General features: G+C 39.5%; 18 protein-coding genes. 10 read left to right on the plus strand and 8 right to left on the minus strand.

Going from position 1 to position 18,013, the window contains the following annotated elements; genetic code table 11:
• The first annotated feature begins 284 nt into the window (after nucleotides 1–284).
• The 7 genes from DC498_RS10075 (at nucleotide 285) to DC498_RS10110 (ending at nucleotide 5,625) form a co-directional block, all read left to right on the plus strand.
• Entirely contained in the window at nucleotides 285–1,280 is a 996-nt protein-coding gene (locus DC498_RS10075; protein ID WP_116874098.1) for a nucleoside hydrolase, read from the plus strand.
• Nucleotides 1,281–1,443: 163 nt separating this feature from the next.
• Complete coding sequence (locus tag DC498_RS10080) at nucleotides 1,444–1,836, plus strand: SWIB/MDM2 domain-containing protein (RefSeq protein WP_116874017.1); 393 nt, start codon at nucleotides 1,444–1,446, stop codon at nucleotides 1,834–1,836.
• A gap of 106 nt (nucleotides 1,837–1,942) precedes the next feature.
• Complete coding sequence (locus DC498_RS10085) at nucleotides 1,943–2,770, plus strand: TlpA family protein disulfide reductase (protein ID WP_116874018.1); 828 nt, start codon at nucleotides 1,943–1,945, stop codon at nucleotides 2,768–2,770.
• A 760-nt stretch (nucleotides 2,771–3,530) separates the two neighbouring features.
• Nucleotides 3,531–3,776, plus strand: a complete 246-nt coding sequence (locus DC498_RS10095; protein ID WP_206197583.1) for a hypothetical protein — start codon at nucleotides 3,531–3,533, stop codon at nucleotides 3,774–3,776.
• A gap of 107 nt (nucleotides 3,777–3,883) precedes the next feature.
• Complete coding sequence (locus DC498_RS10100) at nucleotides 3,884–4,540, plus strand: MarC family NAAT transporter (RefSeq protein ID WP_116874020.1); 657 nt, start codon at nucleotides 3,884–3,886, stop codon at nucleotides 4,538–4,540.
• A 148-nt stretch (nucleotides 4,541–4,688) separates the two neighbouring features.
• Entirely contained in the window at nucleotides 4,689–4,904 is a 216-nt protein-coding gene (locus DC498_RS10105) for a hypothetical protein (protein ID WP_133176816.1), read from the plus strand.
• 319 nt (nucleotides 4,905–5,223) lie between these two features.
• Nucleotides 5,224–5,625, plus strand: a complete 402-nt coding sequence (locus tag DC498_RS10110) for a c-type cytochrome (protein ID WP_116874022.1) — start codon at nucleotides 5,224–5,226, stop codon at nucleotides 5,623–5,625.
• A gap of 38 nt (nucleotides 5,626–5,663) precedes the next feature.
• Here DC498_RS10110 and DC498_RS10115 read toward each other — a convergent pair whose 3' ends face one another.
• The 3 genes from DC498_RS10115 to DC498_RS10125 all read right to left on the minus strand — a co-directional run bounded on the left by DC498_RS10115 (nucleotide 5,664) and on the right by DC498_RS10125 (nucleotide 8,642).
• Nucleotides 5,664–5,888, minus strand: coding sequence for a hypothetical protein (locus tag DC498_RS10115; protein WP_133176817.1), 225 nt, complete (start codon nucleotides 5,886–5,888; stop codon nucleotides 5,664–5,666).
• 190 nt (nucleotides 5,889–6,078) lie between these two features.
• On the minus strand, nucleotides 6,079–7,131 hold the full coding sequence (locus DC498_RS10120; RefSeq protein ID WP_116874024.1) for a polysaccharide deacetylase family protein: 1,053 nt from the start codon (nucleotides 7,129–7,131) through the stop codon (nucleotides 6,079–6,081).
• A 125-nt stretch (nucleotides 7,132–7,256) separates the two neighbouring features.
• Complete coding sequence (locus tag DC498_RS10125; RefSeq protein ID WP_116874025.1) at nucleotides 7,257–8,642, minus strand: sugar porter family MFS transporter; 1,386 nt, start codon at nucleotides 8,640–8,642, stop codon at nucleotides 7,257–7,259.
• Between the two features lie 406 nt (nucleotides 8,643–9,048).
• Here DC498_RS10125 and DC498_RS10130 point away from each other — a divergent pair, with 406 nt between their 5' ends.
• On the plus strand, nucleotides 9,049–9,399 hold the full coding sequence (locus DC498_RS10130) for a GIY-YIG nuclease family protein (protein ID WP_116874026.1): 351 nt from the start codon (nucleotides 9,049–9,051) through the stop codon (nucleotides 9,397–9,399).
• A 258-nt stretch (nucleotides 9,400–9,657) separates the two neighbouring features.
• On the opposite strand, the gene DC498_RS10135 is transcribed toward DC498_RS10130, so the two are convergent.
• The 4 genes from DC498_RS10135 to nirB all read right to left on the minus strand — a co-directional run bounded on the left by DC498_RS10135 (nucleotide 9,658) and on the right by nirB (nucleotide 14,993).
• Nucleotides 9,658–11,022, minus strand: a complete 1,365-nt coding sequence (locus tag DC498_RS10135) for an alginate export family protein (RefSeq protein WP_116874099.1) — start codon at nucleotides 11,020–11,022, stop codon at nucleotides 9,658–9,660.
• Nucleotides 11,023–11,115: 93 nt separating this feature from the next.
• Nucleotides 11,116–11,940 (minus strand): formate/nitrite transporter family protein, encoded by an 825-nt coding sequence (locus DC498_RS10140; protein ID WP_116874027.1) that lies wholly within the window; start codon nucleotides 11,938–11,940, stop codon nucleotides 11,116–11,118.
• Nucleotides 11,941–12,064: 124 nt separating this feature from the next.
• Nucleotides 12,065–12,424 (minus strand): nitrite reductase small subunit NirD, encoded by a 360-nt coding sequence (gene nirD / locus DC498_RS10145; RefSeq protein WP_116874028.1) that lies wholly within the window; start codon nucleotides 12,422–12,424, stop codon nucleotides 12,065–12,067.
• A gap of 49 nt (nucleotides 12,425–12,473) precedes the next feature.
• Nucleotides 12,474–14,993: a nitrite reductase large subunit NirB gene (nirB, locus tag DC498_RS10150; RefSeq protein ID WP_116874029.1), complete on the minus strand. Its 2,520-nt coding sequence runs from the start codon at nucleotides 14,991–14,993 to the stop codon at nucleotides 12,474–12,476.
• A gap of 189 nt (nucleotides 14,994–15,182) precedes the next feature.
• On the opposite strand from nirB, the gene cobA reads away from it, so the two are divergent.
• Nucleotides 15,183–15,935 carry a uroporphyrinogen-III C-methyltransferase gene (gene cobA / locus DC498_RS10155; protein WP_116874030.1) on the plus strand — a complete coding sequence of 251 codons (753 nt, stop codon included), beginning with the start codon at nucleotides 15,183–15,185 and terminating at the stop codon, nucleotides 15,933–15,935.
• A 243-nt stretch (nucleotides 15,936–16,178) separates the two neighbouring features.
• Nucleotides 16,179–16,865 (plus strand): Crp/Fnr family transcriptional regulator, encoded by a 687-nt coding sequence (locus DC498_RS10160; protein WP_116874031.1) that lies wholly within the window; start codon nucleotides 16,179–16,181, stop codon nucleotides 16,863–16,865.
• Nucleotides 16,866–16,942: 77 nt separating this feature from the next.
• Here the strand turns inward: DC498_RS10160 and DC498_RS10165 are convergent, their stop codons facing one another.
• On the minus strand, nucleotides 16,943–17,959 hold the full coding sequence (locus DC498_RS10165) for a zinc-binding alcohol dehydrogenase family protein (protein WP_116874032.1): 1,017 nt from the start codon (nucleotides 17,957–17,959) through the stop codon (nucleotides 16,943–16,945).
• Nucleotides 17,960–18,013 lie beyond the last annotated feature (54 nt).

Genomic DNA, 18,013 nt, shown 5'->3' on the forward strand with positions numbered 1-18,013 from the left:
CATGCAACAAAGATGAGGCAAAACGATGTTACAACAATGTATGAAATAGTATGTCAACAGAAAATTATCATGATATTTTTTATTCACATTGATAAATACTGAGTATTTCTACGATAGAAAAAACCTTGTGACATCCTTAAATTGCGCCCTACTTCAAAAGGGTTTAGGGATAAACCTTACGGGGCTCCATTTCAATGGAGCCTTTTATGTTACTACCCCGGTACAGGCAGGATGGCTTAACGGCTGCAATTACATATTTTGCAAAAAACTGTATTACTGATAACATGAAAAAAATCATCCTGCTTCTTACGCTCTCTCTTAGCTTTACTTCATTACTGCATGCACAGAGACCTAAAAATATACCGGTAATATTTGATACGGATATGGGGCCGGACTATGATGATGTTGGTGCGATTGCATTACTGCATTATTTTGAAGACAAGGGCAATACAACAATTTTAGCAACAATGGCAAGCAGCAGCCATAGCAATATTGCTGCTACACTCAGCGTATTAAATACGTATTTTAAAAGGCCGGAAATACCTGTTGGTGTTCCCAAAGCCCCGGCCGATACGATGAGGGATTTCCAGCACTGGACAGATTCATTGATCAGTAAATACCCCCACCATATTAAAAATAATGATGAGGCAGAAGACGCTGTTAAGCTATACAGGAAAATACTATCAGCACAAAAGAACAAAAGTGTAACTATAGTAACGGTTGGATTCTTTACCAACCTGTCCGGATTGCTGCGGAGTAAGCCTGATGAATATTCATTGCTTACCGGGCGGGAGCTTGTTCAGCAAAAAGTAAAACAATTGGTAAGTATGGCGGGTATGTTTCCCACGGGAATTGAATTCAATGTAGTAAGGGATAAAGAAGCTGCCAGGTATGTATTTGAGCAATGGCCAACCAAAATTATCATAAGCGGATTTGAAATTGGCAAGAATATCAAGACAGGCATCCCCCTCATCCGCAGTGAAAAAATACAAAACAGCCCGGTCAAAGATGCTTTTCGCATATCTATCCCTTTGTCCCCGCAGGATAGTGCCGGCAGAATGAGTTGGGATGAAACAGCCGTGCTTGTTGCCATTGCCGGATATGAGCCATGGTATGATCTTGAACAGGGTATATTAACCGTAAACGCTGCGGACGGAAGCAATACCTGGATTAGAAATACCCGGGGAACACACTATAAACTGGTAGAAAAAACACCATCTGCCGTGGTTGAAGAGCTGATCAATAATATGATGATGCATGAGCCAAAGAACAATAAATAGCCTTACGAGAGAAAAATCAGCATTTTCAGCAATTTTCAGAGGGAAAAACGCATAGGTTCTCCACAAAGTGTGCATAACTGCTTATAACTGTATAAAACTATTCGCTTACTTTGTACATTAAACAAAATCTAAACAAATTTCCTAACTATTAAATTCAGCACACATGCCTGCCAAACCAAAAAAAGCAGCAAAAAAAGCTCCGGCAAAAAAAGCAGCTCCTAAGAAAGCAGCAAAAAAAGCAGCCCCCAAAAAAGCAGCTCCTAAGAAAGCAGCAAAAAAAGCGGCTCCTAAAAAGAAATCAGCACGTAAACCAAATGCAGCCTTCATGGCTCCTCTCACTCCCAGCGCTACTCTCGGAGAAGTAATCGGCGCTAAACCGGTTGCACGTACTGAAGCAATCAAAAAAATATGGGATTATATCAAGAAGAACAAATTACAGGATGCTACCAACAAAAGAAATATTAATGCCGACAGTAAGCTGAAAGCATTATTTGATGGTAAATCCCAGGTATCCATGTTTGATCTTGCAAAAATCATCAACAAACATCTGAAATAAACCCATCTAAATTGCAACATAAAACTCCGGTAATGCCGGAGTTTTTTATTTTTATGGAATATCTGTTTTTTTGGATCTGAGAATAAACCTGAACATTGATTGCTGTATGAAACTCGTCCTGTCAATATTTTTTTCTTTGGTTTTACTCTCCTGCTCAAGCCCCAACAATAATAAATCAGATAAGGCCGGACATTCAACAGGCATTAATGAAGATAGCCTGAATAAAAGCTTCAATATTAATCCTGCCGTTATATTAAAGGATTTTCAAACTTGGTATAATTATACTTATTTCAATGCTCCGTTATCACAGGATTTTATAGGATTGGATATTGACTCGACCGTGATTGATAAAACAAGATTCCTGGAAAATTTGATGAAAGGAAATGTAATATCCCTGAAAGTGAAATTGTATCAGGGAACAGCGGTGTATAAATTATATAAACTTAGTACGTTAAACAAAAATATCGCTTCTACAGCAGCCCATCTTGCCGAAATTGAAATGAATTACTACAAGATGGAGGGTATGCAAATTCCTTCATTTGATTTTATTGATCTGAAAGGCGTAAAATATAATGAAACATCTGTAAGAGGTAAAATAATGGTATTAAAATGCTGGTTTATTGCCTGTCATGCCTGCATTGAGGAGTTTCCTGATTGTAATAAATTAGTTGATGAATACTCCGGCAGAGACGATATACTTTTTATAAGCCTTGCCAGCGATAAAAAAAGCAACCTTAAAAATTTTCTGCAAAAGAAAAGATTTAAATATGCAACAATTCCGGAAGTGCAGGATTATATAACTGAAAAGTTAGCTATCAGCATGTATCCAACCCATATACTTGTTGATAAAAGCGGGAAAATAAAAAAAGTGGTCAACTCACTTAAAGAATTGAAACCTTTCTTAAAAAAGGAGGCAGAAAAAGAAACGATTTAGCTACCGGACTATAAATCAATCATGCAACAGTAACGAGATACCGGATTTTATTCTTTTTCTCTATTGTAGCACAATATACCTATTGTCAAAAAAACACGCTCCTGCAATACAAACCGCTTTTTGAACTTAAACTAAAAACGTGGATAAACACATTTAACAATTTCAATCTTCCTGATTTCAAGCCAGAGGGTACTTTAATTTTTGAAAACGATCTTCAACAGGACTTTAGAAATTATAATCAGATCAGGCTGTGTTGTTATGCATTCCGAAAAATAAGTACTGGAACCGTATATATTTTTGTAGTTCTTCCGTTCAATGGATTGAAGATGTTGTATGGACAACAAATACTACTTTTATTTTAACAGGTATTTCAAAGTGGCAAAACAAAAGAAAAACGTCAGTTATATTTCTGGGCGATATAGTTAATCAAACACTTGTACAATATATAAATGAAAATGAAGCAACTTTTCAAACCAAAAATCATCTATCGCCAGCATTGAAGAGATTAAGAATAAAAGGATCGTAAATCACTATTTAGAAATTTAGTCAGGCCAGCAATTTCCAAACAACATAAACTGCGTAAAAAACTTGTTAATGGGCATCTAATGTTAAACAGGATCGCCCATGAGAAAAAAATTCAGAAGGTTTGCTCTTTTCATACTCATACTCCTGACAATTGATATTTGTTCCCTCAATCATTCCATATTTACAAAGGCAATATTAAAATGGGAGGAAATGTAGTGATGGTACCCGGTCCTAAATGGTGCATTCACTATTATGTCATTTAGATAGTATTAAAACAAATGCATTTTCATTAGTTTCCTACAAAACAATCATTGGCATTGTAAGCGCTACAGGCAATGCTGCAGGAAAGCCGCCACACCTGCACTATACTATAAAAACAATTATTCCCTATCCCTGGAGAATAGATAAAAGCAAACAGGGATGGAAAAAAATGTTTTACTTAAATCCGGTTGAATTGCTTAATAAAAATCTCACGAGATAAAACTAAATGTCATAGTTGCATCTTCCTTTTTCTGCACTTCCAAACCAGAATAATTACATGCCAGATATAATTATCTTTATGCTTTACGTAAATCGTAACTTTAATGCATGGAATTAATCTTCGGAACCATAGCTGCCCTGTTGCCAATTATCAACCCTTTCAGTACAGCGCCAATGTTTATTTCACTTACCGAAGGGTATAGCAACGCAGAGCGTAATAACCAGGCTAAGAAAGGTGTAATATATATGACCTGTATATTACTGGTGTTCCTGATAGCCGGCACATTCATTATGAATTTTTTCGGGCTTTCATTGCCAGGCATGCGTATTGCCGGCGGTATATTGGTTTCCGGTGTGGGCATGGGCATGTTAAAACCCAAAGACAGTGAGCATACCGATGCTGAAAGGGCGGAAGCCGTTGCAAAAAGAGATATATCATTTACGCCGCTTGCCATGCCAAGCCTCAGCGGTCCCGGTGCTATTTCTGTTGTTATTGGCATGAGCTCTGTAGCCAAAGGAGCATTTATGGATTATGTATACATTGCCATAGGTATATTGGTAGTAGCAGCAATTGTATATCTCACACTGCGTTCATCAAACAGGCTGGTAAAATTATTAGGCGTAAACGGCCTGCACGCCATGACGAAAATTATGGGCTTCATCATCCTTTGTGTTGGTGTGCAGTTTGTTGTTACCGGTGTGCTGGGAGTATTGACGGGTGAAGAGGTAAAGACGTTTATACAGTCTTTTGGGCAGAGTCGTTAAGGCTCTTTTATAGCAATAAATTCCAATTTCAGAAATCATGTTAATATATTCTTTATAGCCTAACTTGTAAAATATTTTACATTTTGTATCTTACTGTATAGTAATCCAAAAAGTGCTTTCCCATGATCACCTACTCAAAATTCATGATGTGCTGATTTTTGAACAAGTTACGCAACAGAATATTCATCTCTGTCAGCAGAAATTTGGATTATATACGGAAGAAAGAGAGATCATGATTGGCAGGTACGAAATAAAGAACGTGCTTGTTGACCTGGTATTAAATGATTTCAAAAAACATAAGTTTGATTTTAAAAAGCAGATGACTTTCTGGAAATTGTTTGCAGTGTATCAGCATGTGGTGTGAGAAAGTTCTAAGGAGGAGGTGACCCGATTATTATATACTTAAAGAAAAGAAGCTATGAACATCAAACAACCTACTTCCATAATTTGCTTTACATTTGGTTTTTCTTTTTTGTAAGGGCTCAGTCAGCAATCAATTAGCCGAAAAAAAACTTTTTGACGGCAGGTTTGAAATGAGCAGAACACAGGCATTGAACAATGCCTTTAAACACCAAACACATTACAGAGGCAAACTATCATATACATTTGCCTTGCAGGTGTAAAACCTCCCAAGGAGAAATTATTTTGACGGTCGGTTTTATTGGCAATAATTTTCCACGCGTATGCTGAATTTAAAAAGCCAGGTTAATGCAATTGTTATTACAGTAATGATTTTAATTACCGTGCTTACCATCTTCATTATTAAAACAATTAATACTCCTCCGGCGATTCTTGTAATTAAACCTCCGCCTGTTGATTCTGCTATTGTAAGAGGAATGACAACATTCAAAAAAAATTGTAATGTATGCCATTCAACAAAAACGCAATTACATTATAAATTTGCCGGAATAGTTGATAGATTAGGAGAAAACTATCTCAGACTTTATATCACCAGGCAAGACTCTCTTACAAATATTAAAGACCCTTATGCAATGCAGTTAAAGGAAGAATACAAAATGGCAAATAGCCACAATTTTAAATACTCAAAAAAAGAACTTGATGACCTGATAGCATATTTGCGATAGTGGGATATAATACATTACGCATTGCGGAAGTTACAAACTCACATAGCAGTAATTCTTGAAATTTTGACGAAATTATTCGAACATCTCCCTTCGTCAATAGAGAAATCAATTTTTACTTTAACAGGAAATATTGTGTTATTGGTGATATTATAAGCGGAAGGCATTTCAGAAATCAAAAAGAACGAATCTCCATTAGAAGGTTGTTTCCCATCTATCACGATCATATATCCACCACAACAGCCACCGCAATATCTTCCGTCCATACCAATTATTTCAGCATTATGCAAATATGTGTTATGCTTTTTGCAAGAGAGAAAAAATATTAACAGTAGTAATATGGAAAACAAGCCGAATTGTTTGACTTGCATTTCTCTATGCTTTAAATGTTGACTTCCCGGAAAATGAGATCGTTGCATGTATAATGACAGAAAAATACAAACGCAAGCTGGTTTCTCATTTCACCTCCTCCCTCCTTTCCATAATCTCCCTCCACGTTGTAATAATAATACCTTCTTTTTCCAGGCTCTTTTTAAACTGCGGGTCCATCATCGCCAGCATATCTCCCTTTCTTCGGGTACCCGAGCCTGATATATGCTGAAAGATATCAGAAGGATTGGTGCAATGCATTAATACCATAGTCAGCCCGGGCTTTAAGGAAGCAATAGTTTCTGAATATTTTTTTGTGTAAAATGCCTGCAAGGCTTTGTCTGATTTTTTAGCTTCTTCGGGTATATCCCAGGTGCCGCTGTTATTATGCAGATCATCCAGTACGGGCAAGCCTGCATTCCAAACCATTTTGCCAATGGCTTCTGCCCTGTCTAATATTGCCGGCGCTTTCAACTCCATGCCTTCTTTCCATTTGCCCGCTTTTTGCAATTCATTTTTCTGCCGTTCTATATAATCTGCACGGAGGTAAGTATTGTGTCCGGCTGGCAACATGACCGGAATTTTCTTTTCAATGCCAAGCTTTATATACTTTTCCAGGAATGCTTCAGAGGCAAATAATGTTCCCATATGCGAATCCATATGCGTTGGTATAAAACCCATGGTAATAGCCCTGTCTAACTGCGCCCTTATTTCTTTATCCACTTCTTCAGGCGAGGCGTGTTGCACAACGTCTTCCGCTTCATGCCACATAGCGCCTTCCTCATCTACCAGGCCTGGCGTTGCAGGTTTACCCATCAACGGCGGCCAACGGTAATTATTCCATTCTGAGGTAAGGGTAAGATGCAATCCGCCATCGTGCTTAGGATTTGCTTTGATATACTTTACCACCTGCGGTACCCAGGGGCATGGCATCATTACGCTGAAGGAGGATGCAACACCTTTATCAATAGCATTTTTAACACCTTCATTGGAGTCGAATGACATACCTGCGTCATCTACATGTAGTACTATTACTTTAGCGCCTTTTGGCCAGCCGAGCTTTTCGGCATACGTGGGTTCCTGGGCTGATGATATTATGCTTATGAGCAGGGGTGATAAAACAAGAAAACTGTATTTCATAATGGTGAGATGTTACAAAAAAGAGGCATTAGCAAAAAACGAATACTCATTATATCTGTAATTTAGATATAACCAGAATAACTCAGATCTGCACACTAACCAGCACACGGAATACGCGGATGTTACTATTCTTCTTTCACCAATTTCTTTTCAAGTTCCTCCAGTGATACTCCTTTTGTTTCAGGCATAGCGGTTAGTACCCATACCAGTTGCAACACCATCATAAATGCAAAAAATGCAAAAATGGGCCATGGGTTTTGACCGAAAATACCATCTTTTTCATCAAGAAATATCGGTGTGATAAGCGTAATAATAGCAGCAAACACCCAGTGCACACTCGCTCCGAATGATTGACCCAGCGCACGCACTTTATTGGGAAATATTTCAGAAATGAAAACCCATATTACAGCGCCCTGCCCCATAGCATGTGCACCAATAAAAAGCAGTAAAGAAAAAAGTAAAAAAGAAGGGCTTGAGCCTACATAAAAAGCATAGGCAACCATCGAAAGGCTGAGAATATACCCGAAAGAACCAATGATAAGCAACATTCTCCTGCCTACCCTGTCAATAAGATACAGTCCAACGAAGGTGAAAAGAAGATTTGAACCGCCAATAGCTATTGAATTAAAAAGAGATTCTTTTGCCCCTAAACCCGCACGCTCTAGAATTTCAGGTGCATAATATAATACAAAGTTTATTCCTGACCATTGATTAAAAAAAGCTACCATAAAAGCCAGCCATATAATCCTGCTGTATTTCGCGCTGAAGAAGCCTTTTCCTTTTGACTGGTTTTCGTGCCGAAGGCTTTCTGAGATGGCGGAAGCTTCTTCTTCAGGATTTTGTATACCCAGTTTTTGCATTATTGTAATGGCAGTCTTATTATCCTTCTTTCTTGCTATCAACCACCTGGGGCTTTCCGGTATTTTTATAACCATTGCAGTATAAATAAGAGAAGGCAATGCCATAATACCAAGCATCCAGCGCCAGTCATTTTCCCCTCCCACACCTTTAAAAAAATAATTTGAGAGAAAGGCAATCAAAACACCTAGTACAATATTGAACTGGTACATTGCCCCCAGTCTGCCCCTTGTAGCCGGGGTTGAAATTTCTGATATATAGGTAGGAGCCGTTACGGATGAAACGCCAATACCTACCCCACCAATAAACCTGAAAAATGAAAATGTATAGGGATCCTGCGCCAATGCTGAGCCAAAGGCTGAAACCGAAAATAATATGCCTATCCAAAATAAAACCTTCTTTCTGCCATATACCTCAGTGGGCATGCCTCCGAAAATTGAACCAATTACTGTGCCCCACAATGCCATCGACATAATAAAAAAACCATGAAATAAAGGAGAAGATGGCCACAACTCCTTAATAGGAAGATTGGCGCCTGAAATAACTACTGTATCAAATCCAAAAATAAAACCGGCAAGAGCAGCGATCAATGAAATACCAAATAAACTAACACCGCCTTTTGCGGCTGAAGCATCGTTAGAGGACAGTTGCATGTTTTTTTGTAATGAATATAGTTGTTTTTTGGGATTATGTTGAAATTGTGTATTTCAGTGATATTGCTATTGTTTATGCTTGTATTTTTTCCAGCACTGCTCCACAGTCTGTCATTCCGACCAAAAGAGGAGTCTATTACAACCCGACACCTAATATATAAACCGTAACAAAACTCAGTTCAGATGCTTCGTGCCTCAGCATAACAAACCGCAGTGCTGTGTTCGGTATCAGGACTATTGTTGACATTGGTACTATTATTCAAATACATTCTTCCGCCTGTCATGCCGAGGCACGAGGCATCCGTATAAGATTACCATATACAGGAAATTTGAGATGCACCCTTCCGACCTAAGAAGGAATCAATTCTTCTCAAATGAATTAATTTCACATTAAAGCTAACCTCCTATGCCAGCAGCAAATTCTTTATACTATGTATACATTTTAACCAATTTTACAAAAACTGTTTTGTATACAGGTATAACAAATAATCTTCCACAAAGAATTATTGAACATTATTTAGCCAGGGGAAATCAAAGTAGTTTTACCGGTAAATACAATTGCTTCTATTTACTTTACTACGAAGATTTTAAATATGTAAATGATGCTATTATGCGGGAAAAAGAAATTAAAGGATGGCGCAGGGCTAAGAAGATGGCCTTAATCCGTTCATTTAATTCCGAAATGAAATTTCTGAATACTGAACTTTTTGATGAATGGCCGCCAAAAGAAATGCATCATAGAAAAGATATGCTATAACGCTGTTTGCACAATAGATGTCTCCTTAGGTCGACATGACAAACTGCAGGATAATACCCAGCAGTATTGCTACTGTCCATCATTTGTATTTAGCCCGGCATTGCACCACAGTCTGTCATTCCGACTAAAGGAGGAATCTGTTAGAACATGACACCTATATACAAACCATAACAAAGGACAATTCAGATGCTTCGTGCCTCGTCATGGCAGACTGCGGTGGGGGTATACTCATTATTGATGCCATCCCTGAAAACTTCATTACCGCGCATTGAATATAAATGCAGGTTTAATATTCACCATTATATATGCCCAGTTATTATTTTTTTTAGCGTCCGTAATATTTTTTACGCCGGCTGATGACAAAGAAGCTGTACTAAAAAAATGACTATACCCGGCTTCAAAGCCAATGATCTTAGTCAGGCTATAGCTGGCTACCACATCTACTTCAGTTCCAAAATTTCTTGTCAATGTATTTCCTGTATTATTATACACTGCACTTGCACTAAAAAACTGGTGCACATCCCCGGATAGTTGTAATAATGGGGAAGGCTTGAACCTTGTCTTAACATAGCAATCTGTAAGACCTTTATTTCCAAAAGCACTTGCGGCATAGAAGTAATCCATAAATCCCCAAAACTTATGTGCTGTTCCATACAAAGGATCAAATGCGTGGCTGATATTTCCTGACGCCCCTCCTGTTGTGTAATCAATGCCGGGACCAATACTCCACTTATTATTTACATTATACAACAGGCTGGCTGCTAATAATGCTGCGGAAAGTTTTTGTCCGGCTGATGTATGCCCGGTTTGGTAATACACTGAGGCAGTAATATCTGTTTTACCGAAATTATTCATAGTATGCAAGCCGGTTGTAAACCTGCTCCACGCACCGTTGTCCCAGGTTTTAACCGGAACGTTGTTTTCTATATTGATATGATATTTATTAAACTGGTCGGCGAAAAACAGGAATGAAACATTTCCGGTTTTATATTTCCGGTTGGCATACAGGTATTCAAAGCTTTTATACATGCTGCCGGCATTGGTATTGCCTGTATAATTGCCCGGGGGTGTTTGATTATATTTTGTGCCGCTGGCATTTTCTTTATTTTGATTATAGGCAAATCCGCCATGCACCACTAAACCAGGCGAACTAAATTGAATTACCGCGGCATCATGGCGGCGTGCCTGCTGCAGCCAGTCGAGATTGCCAATAAGCCGCTGATCATCGTACATCAGTTCCTGCCGGCCAAGTTTTAATGCAAGATTATACCGCTTGTTGGTAGTATCTGTTAACCCTATTTCAGCCCATGCTTCGTGTAGCATCATGCCATTGTTATCCTGGGTGGTTGTTTTATTTATGGTAGATGCGTCCTGCCCCCAAATACGCACATCCTGTACGGTTAATCCAAATTTTAAGCGATAGGTAGCAAACCCTGCACTTAGCCTTGTACGTTGTGAAGTAAAAAAAGCAGGATCTGAGCTTTCGGGAAGTGGAGCACCCTGTCCGTCCCGCAATTCAGTTCGTGTACGCAATTGAGCCGACAGGCTAACCTGTGCAGTAGTTTCGGTATGACATACCAGCAATAATATGATGCAGTATATGCCGCTTAATGTTAGTTTCATATAAATTGTATTGAATAAAGATTCCCCTATGCGCATTTTTTAGAAAAAGCGCACCATGTTTTTTTGATAAAATAAGAGATAAGTTTTGTGAGACTATGCTACTTTCTGCAAAGCATTTAATTCGGTTTTTGCCTGGCGGCCGTAAGTATAATATATAGCCATGCCTGTAAAGAGCAGCCCGCCCACTATATTTCCGGCAGTAACAATAAGCTGGTTATACAACCACCAGTCTGTGATAGATACTTTAGCGCCAAACAGCATTCCGGCTGGAATAACAAACATATTTACAACAGCGTGCTCGTATCCCAAAGCAAAAAATATAAAAATGGGAATGCCTGCAGCAAGGATTTTTCCGAGCGTTGATTTAGATGTCATTGCCATTACCACGCCCATACAAACCATCCAGTTACAAAGAATAGCTTTTACAAATGCCGCAAATAAACCGGGAGCCCCGTGTTGCGCATAGCCGATCGTTTTCTTCTCTGCAACAGTAACCAGCATTTGATCTATAGCGCCAACGGATGCGATTGTTCCTACTTCTGAAGCTGCCGCCCAATACAATACCGCGTATAGCAAACTTCCGATAAGGTTACCTAAGAACACTAATGACAGGTTTTTAAGCATGGTTGCCCTGCTTATTTTCTTTTCAAAATAAGCGAGGGGTATTAATGCAAAACTTCCGGTTACCAGTTCCAGCCCCAGAATAACGATAATCACAAATCCAACAGGAAAAACAATTGCGCCTGTTAATGCAATTTTGGTTTGCGTAACTGCCGCATATGCCAGTGTTACAGAAATGGCAAGCAACGCGCCGGAAAGTATTCCGCGTATTAAAAGGTCTTTTGTACCTAATGAAGCTTTTGTTACAGCAGCATTCAGCATATTGCCTGCTACTTCTTTTGGAGTTACGTAGTCCATACAGTTGATTTTAAGTGTTGGTTATTATAAAAAAGATTATCAGGACGCATTACAATAGTGAGAAGTGAGACATCAGAGGTGAAAGCTCACGTTTACCTCCTCTCTTCTCACGATTAACATAGCGCTATTCAACATAGATATACACATTCCCGTTTTCTACTTTTACGGGATAGGTTTTTATACTGCATTCATCTCCGCTCAGGCATTCACCTGTAGTTAATGAAAATGTTTTTTTATGAAACGGGCAGGCAATTTTGGGCTCATTATTTTTTGTTCCTATCATGCCGCGGCTCAGCGCCATCTGTTTTTTATGCGGGCACTCATTTTGTGTAGCATACCATTCATTGCGGCGTGTAAAATAGAAAAGCGCGATTTGCTCATCACCATATTTTACACATACACCTCCATTTTCCACCACATCCTCTACACGGCAGGCGGCAAACCAATGAGCGTTTTGTACAGCAGTGTCGTTTTGTTTTATCATACTTGCAGAATTGTAATTGTAGAAAAATGGCAGGCAATCGTATAGCTGCTTACTTCCAGTTGGCAGCTTTTTTCTGATCTCTCAGAGCATCAAATTTTACAGTAGGATCTTTTTCTCCCGGGGCATTAATAAAGTGGTTAAACCTTTTTCTTATTTCAGGTGTTTCTATCGCTACTTTCCATTCACACACATAAGCATCTACCAAACCCTGCATTTCCAGTTCCCATTGCGCGGCCATTCCAAGACTATCATTCACCACTACATTACGCAGGTAATTTATACCACCTTCCATTTTATTAAGCCAGGTAGCGGTGCGGGTTAGCGGATCTGCAGTGCGTATATAAAACATCAGGAACCGGTCAATATATTTAATACAGGTTTCACTGTCAACATCTGTTGCCAGCAGCAATGCATGCTGTGGTTTGCTTCCACCGTTTCCGCATACATATAAGTTCCATCCTTTTTCTGTAGCGATAATACCAAAGTCTTTACTCTGTGCTTCAGCGCATTCTCTTATACAACCAGATACTGCAGATTTGATTTTATGCGGAGCTCTCAATCCACGATACCTTTCTTCCACCTGTATGGCAAAGCTTACACTATCCTGCAAACCAAACCTGCACCAGGTGCTGCCCACGCAACTTTTTACCGTACGCAACGCTTTACCATAAGCATGACCACTTTCAAAACCAGCCGCAATCAGTTCACTCCATATCAGTGGTAAATCACCTACATGTGCACCAAACAGGTCAATACGCTGCCCGCCGGTTATTTTGGTATATAATCCATATTTCTGCGCCACCTGTCCAATAACAATCAGTTTTTCAGGCGTAATTTCTCCACCGGGTATACGTGGCACAACGGAGTAAGTGCCCCCTCTCTGGATATTGCCAAGAAAGCGGTCGTTACTATCCTGCGAAGTATCATTCCCCTTTTTGAGCACCATCTCATTCCACAAACTTGCCAGTATTGATGAGATGGCAGGCTTGCACACCTCGCATCCGTCGCCTTTACCCAATTGATCAAGCACATCATCATATGTTTTTAATTCATGCAGTTTTACAAGATCAAATAACTCCTGCCTGCTGTAAGCAAAATGCTCACACAATACATTCCTGATGTATTTACCCTGCTGCTTCATGGTATATACCATCAGGTCTTTAACCATTGGCAAACAACCGCCGCAACCTGTACCAGCCTTTGTACATTTTTTTATAGCATCCACGGTTTCGCAACCCTGTTCACTTACAGCTTTACAAATAGCCGCCTTATTAACACTTTCGCAACTGCATATCAACGCATCATCAGGCAGTGCTACTATACCTGCGCCTTCTTCTTTTTTACTCTCACGGGCAGGCAAGATCATATCTTCAGGATTGGGCGGAAGAATGAGTTTGTTTTTGCAGGTTTGCAATAAAATATTGTATTGCGTCGCATCTCCCACCAAAACACCGCCGAGCAGGTATTTACCATCGGCAGATACATTCATTCTTTTGTAAACACCTTTAGCGGTATCTCTTAAAATAATATTGCGCACATTATCTCCATTGGCAAAGGGATCGCCAAAGCTTGCCACATCTGTGCCCACCAATTTTAATTTTGTGCTCATATCAAAGCCGGTGAAAGCTTTTGTTTTTACCGGAGACGCAGAATGAATGCGACAGATTTCATGAACTGCTACATCCGCCATTTCATAACCCGGCGCTATCAAACCGTAAATCATTTCATTATATAAAGCACATTCGCCTATGGCATAAATAAACTCATCGCTGGTTTGCATATAATCATTTACCACAATACCACCATTCATCCCTGTTTCCAAACCACATTCAGCAGCCAGTTCGCCACGGGGTTTAATACCTGCAGAAACCACAAGTATATCTGTTTGCAAAGATGTTCCATCTGTAAACTGCATGCCTGTTATACACTCATCACCGGTTATTTTAGCGGTATTTTTATTGGTATGAATATTCAAACCGATATTGGTTAATGTAGACGCCAGCATTTCCGCGCCGGCTTCATCGAGTTGCCTGGGCATCAGCCGTGGCGCAAATTCAATTACATCAGGATTTTCAATGCCAAGATCAAGCAATGCTTTGGCGGCCTCAAGCCCAAGTAATCCGCCACCGATCACTGCGCCTCGTTTTGCTTTTTTTGCATAAGATTTAATGAGGTGCAGATCTTCAACTGTACGATACAGGAACACACCATCTTTTTCAATGCCATCTATACGGGGAACAAAAGGTGATGAACCTGTTGCCATTACCAGTATATCGTAATGCAATACATAACCTTTAAAGGTTTGCAGCAGCTTTATGGAGTTTCTGATATATTGAACCGGGTCACCCAGGTGCAGTTGTATCCCGTTTTCCTTATACCAGGATGCAGGAGCAAGTGCCAGGTCATCTGCATTTTTACCATTAAAAAAATCGCTGAGGTGAACGCGGTCGTAAGCAGGATACTGTTCCTCACCAAAAACGATGATTTCAAGATCAGGTAATTTCTTTGCAATTAGCTTTTCGCAAAACTTATAGCCTACCATGCCATTTCCAACAACAACTACTTTCATATAATGATTTTAAGTGTCAGGAAAAATGGCAAGCAATCAAATTAAAATATAAAATATGTTTATTATAATTAATAATTCATCAATAAAATTAATTATAAATAAAAATATATTGTAAATATAAATGTTTAAGAATTAAATTTTTCTATTTTTATCTAAATAATATTACATATATATTTTAATAATATTAAAATGTCAAAACTAATTCTGGTTGGTGCAGGTCCCGGAGATCCGGATTTAATAACATTAAAAGCAATAAAAGCACTGCAAAAAGCTGATGTGGTATTATATGATGCGCTGGCAAACGAAGCGCTTCTCCAATATGCAGACAAGGCTGCCGTAAAACAATTTGTAGGCAAAAGATTTGGCTGCCACGCATTAAGTCAATCTGAAATCAACCATCTTATTATTGATTTTGGAAAACGCTACCATAATATCGTACGCTTAAAGGGAGGAGATCCTTTTGTGTTTGGAAGAGCGCATGAGGAAATTGTTGCCGCTACTGAGGCAGGTATGGATATAGCAATTGTTCCGGGAATTACCAGCGCTATTGCTGTTCCTGCATCTAAAATGATACCCGTAACCTGCAGGGGAATTAATGAAAGCTTTTGGGTTGTAACCGGCACCACCCAAACAGGCGATATTTCCAAAGATATTTACCTGGCTGCCCAATCATCTGCTACGGTAATAATATTAATGGCCATGAGTAAGCTCGAAACCATTGCCGAAATATTTGCCCAATACGGCAAAGCGGAGACCGCCGCTGCAGTTATTCAGAATGGTACATTGCCGAATGAGAAAATGGTAACCGGCAAAGTAAAAGACATTTATTTCAGGGTACAACACGCAGAACTGGAAAACCCTGCTATTATTATTATAGGTGATGTGGTGAACCTGCAATCTTTGGCGGTGAAGCAATACCTAAATCAGGCTGCTATGATTTGATGTACACCGCTTTCGGAAATTCACGAGATTCTTCATAACAGTCCCCTCGTGCCTCGGGGTGACAAGCAATAGGAACTATATTTAGCAAAGGTACTCCTGCTGAACACTTGTACAAATGCTGAACAACCGCGCTACAGTTTGTCACCCCGAGGCACGAGGGGACTGTGGCATACTTATGATATAATGAATTATCGCAGCGAAGACATATCGCAGAATTGTTTCCGAGTCTTTATCTTTATCCCAATGAAAAAAGAGAAAGGATACTACGATGCCACGCAGTCTTTTATTTACAGAAAATGTTTAAAAGAATGGTGGCCGGCGCTTGATTCCAACCGCAGGATCATACATTATAAAAAAGGAGAAACACTTTTTAAAGAAGGTGATACCGTGGAAGGTGTTTTTTTTATGCTGAACGGAGTAGTAAAAGTGCATAAGCACTGGACAGATGATAAAGAACTGATTATACGATTTGCTGCGGAAGATGATATTTTAGGGCACAGGGGACTCTCTACACATTCAATCACCTACCCTATTACTGCAACCGCGCTATCGGATGTTACGATACTTTTTTTAACGCTTGACTTTTTTCGGGTAACCCTTACCGTAAATACCGGCTTCATGTATGATTTCATGATGTTTTTTGCAGACGAGCTGCTGTTGTCGGAACAAAGAATGCGGAACCTGGCTCATATGCAGGTTAAAGGAAGGGTTGCCAGGGCTTTGCTGGTAATAGAAGATAAGTTCGGGAAAGACCAGGAAGGGTTTATAGGTTTTGCGATTACGCGGCAGGATATAGCGGCATATACAGGCGCTGCTTATGAAACAGTATATAAACTGCTTACCGAATTTACAGAATCAGGTTATATAAAAACGGATGGTAAACGCATCGCTATTCTTAATAACGATGCTTTACTGCAACTGACGAGATAAAAATAATGCGGGCTTTACGTATTCCAAATCTATAAGGTACCGGGCTGCATCGCGGTGCCGAAAACCTTTAAAAACGCTTAATCATTTTCAACAATAGCTTTTATTACTCCTGATGCCGGATCAAGCCATTGCTCAAATACATTTTTTACTTCTTCAAATTTCACCCTGTGCGTAATCAATGCAAGCGGATCAATTCCTTTATTACTGATGCATTGAATCACATACTCAAAATCCTGTCTGGTAGCATTACGGCTGCTCATTAATGTGGTTTCCCTTTTATGAAATTCAGGATGACTGAAAATGAGCTCATTTTTTTGTAACCCGATCAATATATACCTGCCGCCGTGCGCAAGGTATTGCAAAGCATTATTAATAGCTGCCTGGTTGCCGGTGGCATCAAAAATTACCGTTGGCATGTCCCCAGAAGTAATATCCTGTAAACGCTGCGTTACATTTTCGGTTGAGGCATTAATGGTATGCTCAACATTCAATTGTTCTTTACAGAATTTCAGCCGGTCTTCATTCATATCAGTAACGATTACCTTAGCCCGGGCAATTTTTGCAAATGCAATCGTACCCAATCCTATTGGCCCGGCGCCTGATACCAAAACAAATTCTCCGGCTTTTATATCTGCACGCCGTACACCATGTGCGCCAATCGCCAGTGGCTCAACCAGTGCAAGCTCATCATAGCTTAATCCTTTACTTTTTAATAGCAAGTCGTTGGGGATAGATATATAATCGGTCATTCCGCCATCAGTATGCACACCAATAACCTGTATTGAAGAACAGCAATTTGTTTTACCGCTTCGGCAGGCGATACATTTTTTGCAACTCAGGTAAGGAATAAAAGTGAGTGATTCTCCGGGAGAAAAGCCTGTGTCATCATTGGAGGTTACAAATTCAGCAGCAAGCTCATGACCTAAAATTCTTGGGTAATTAAAATAAGGTTGTGTGCCGCGGTAGGCATGCAGATCAGTACCACAAATGCCAATGCGTTTAATTTTTAGCATACTGTATCCCGGTTGTAACCGGGGCTCTTCAATTTGTGTATACTCAAATTCACCGGGTTTTAAACATACCAATGCTTTCATGCCCGCAATATTACACCAAACTATTAAACGAATATAGCGGATGGAAAACACTGG

The sequence above is a fragment of the Terrimonas sp. genome, from assembly GCF_003075435.1.
Classification (GTDB): domain Bacteria; phylum Bacteroidota; class Bacteroidia; order Chitinophagales; family Chitinophagaceae; genus Agriterribacter.

Bases quoted from the DNA above. Each gene is read 5' to 3' on its own strand.
- DC498_RS10075 (WP_116874098.1), top strand. From the start codon at position 285: ATGAAAAAAATCATCCTGCTTCTTACGCTCTCTCTTAGCTTTACTTCA.
- DC498_RS10080 (WP_116874017.1), top strand. From the start codon at position 1,444: ATGCCTGCCAAACCAAAAAAAGCAGCAAAAAAAGCTCCGGCAAAAAAA.
- DC498_RS10085 (WP_116874018.1), top strand. From the start codon at position 1,943: ATGAAACTCGTCCTGTCAATATTTTTTTCTTTGGTTTTACTCTCCTGC.
- DC498_RS10095 (WP_206197583.1), top strand. From the start codon at position 3,531: ATGGTGCATTCACTATTATGTCATTTAGATAGTATTAAAACAAATGCA.
- DC498_RS10100 (WP_116874020.1), top strand. From the start codon at position 3,884: ATGGAATTAATCTTCGGAACCATAGCTGCCCTGTTGCCAATTATCAAC.
- DC498_RS10110 (WP_116874022.1), top strand. From the start codon at position 5,224: ATGCTGAATTTAAAAAGCCAGGTTAATGCAATTGTTATTACAGTAATG.
- DC498_RS10115 (WP_133176817.1), bottom strand. From the start codon at position 5,888: ATGGACGGAAGATATTGCGGTGGCTGTTGTGGTGGATATATGATCGTG.
- DC498_RS10120 (WP_116874024.1), bottom strand. From the start codon at position 7,131: ATGAAATACAGTTTTCTTGTTTTATCACCCCTGCTCATAAGCATAATA.
- DC498_RS10125 (WP_116874025.1), bottom strand. From the start codon at position 8,642: ATGCAACTGTCCTCTAACGATGCTTCAGCCGCAAAAGGCGGTGTTAGT.
- DC498_RS10130 (WP_116874026.1), top strand. From the start codon at position 9,049: ATGCCAGCAGCAAATTCTTTATACTATGTATACATTTTAACCAATTTT.
- DC498_RS10135 (WP_116874099.1), bottom strand. From the start codon at position 11,022: ATGAAACTAACATTAAGCGGCATATACTGCATCATATTATTGCTGGTA.
- DC498_RS10140 (WP_116874027.1), bottom strand. From the start codon at position 11,940: ATGGACTACGTAACTCCAAAAGAAGTAGCAGGCAATATGCTGAATGCT.
- nirD (WP_116874028.1), bottom strand. From the start codon at position 12,424: ATGATAAAACAAAACGACACTGCTGTACAAAACGCTCATTGGTTTGCC.
- nirB (WP_116874029.1), bottom strand. From the start codon at position 14,993: ATGAAAGTAGTTGTTGTTGGAAATGGCATGGTAGGCTATAAGTTTTGC.
- cobA (WP_116874030.1), top strand. From the start codon at position 15,183: ATGTCAAAACTAATTCTGGTTGGTGCAGGTCCCGGAGATCCGGATTTA.
- DC498_RS10160 (WP_116874031.1), top strand. From the start codon at position 16,179: ATGAAAAAAGAGAAAGGATACTACGATGCCACGCAGTCTTTTATTTAC.
- DC498_RS10165 (WP_116874032.1), bottom strand. From the start codon at position 17,959: ATGAAAGCATTGGTATGTTTAAAACCCGGTGAATTTGAGTATACACAA.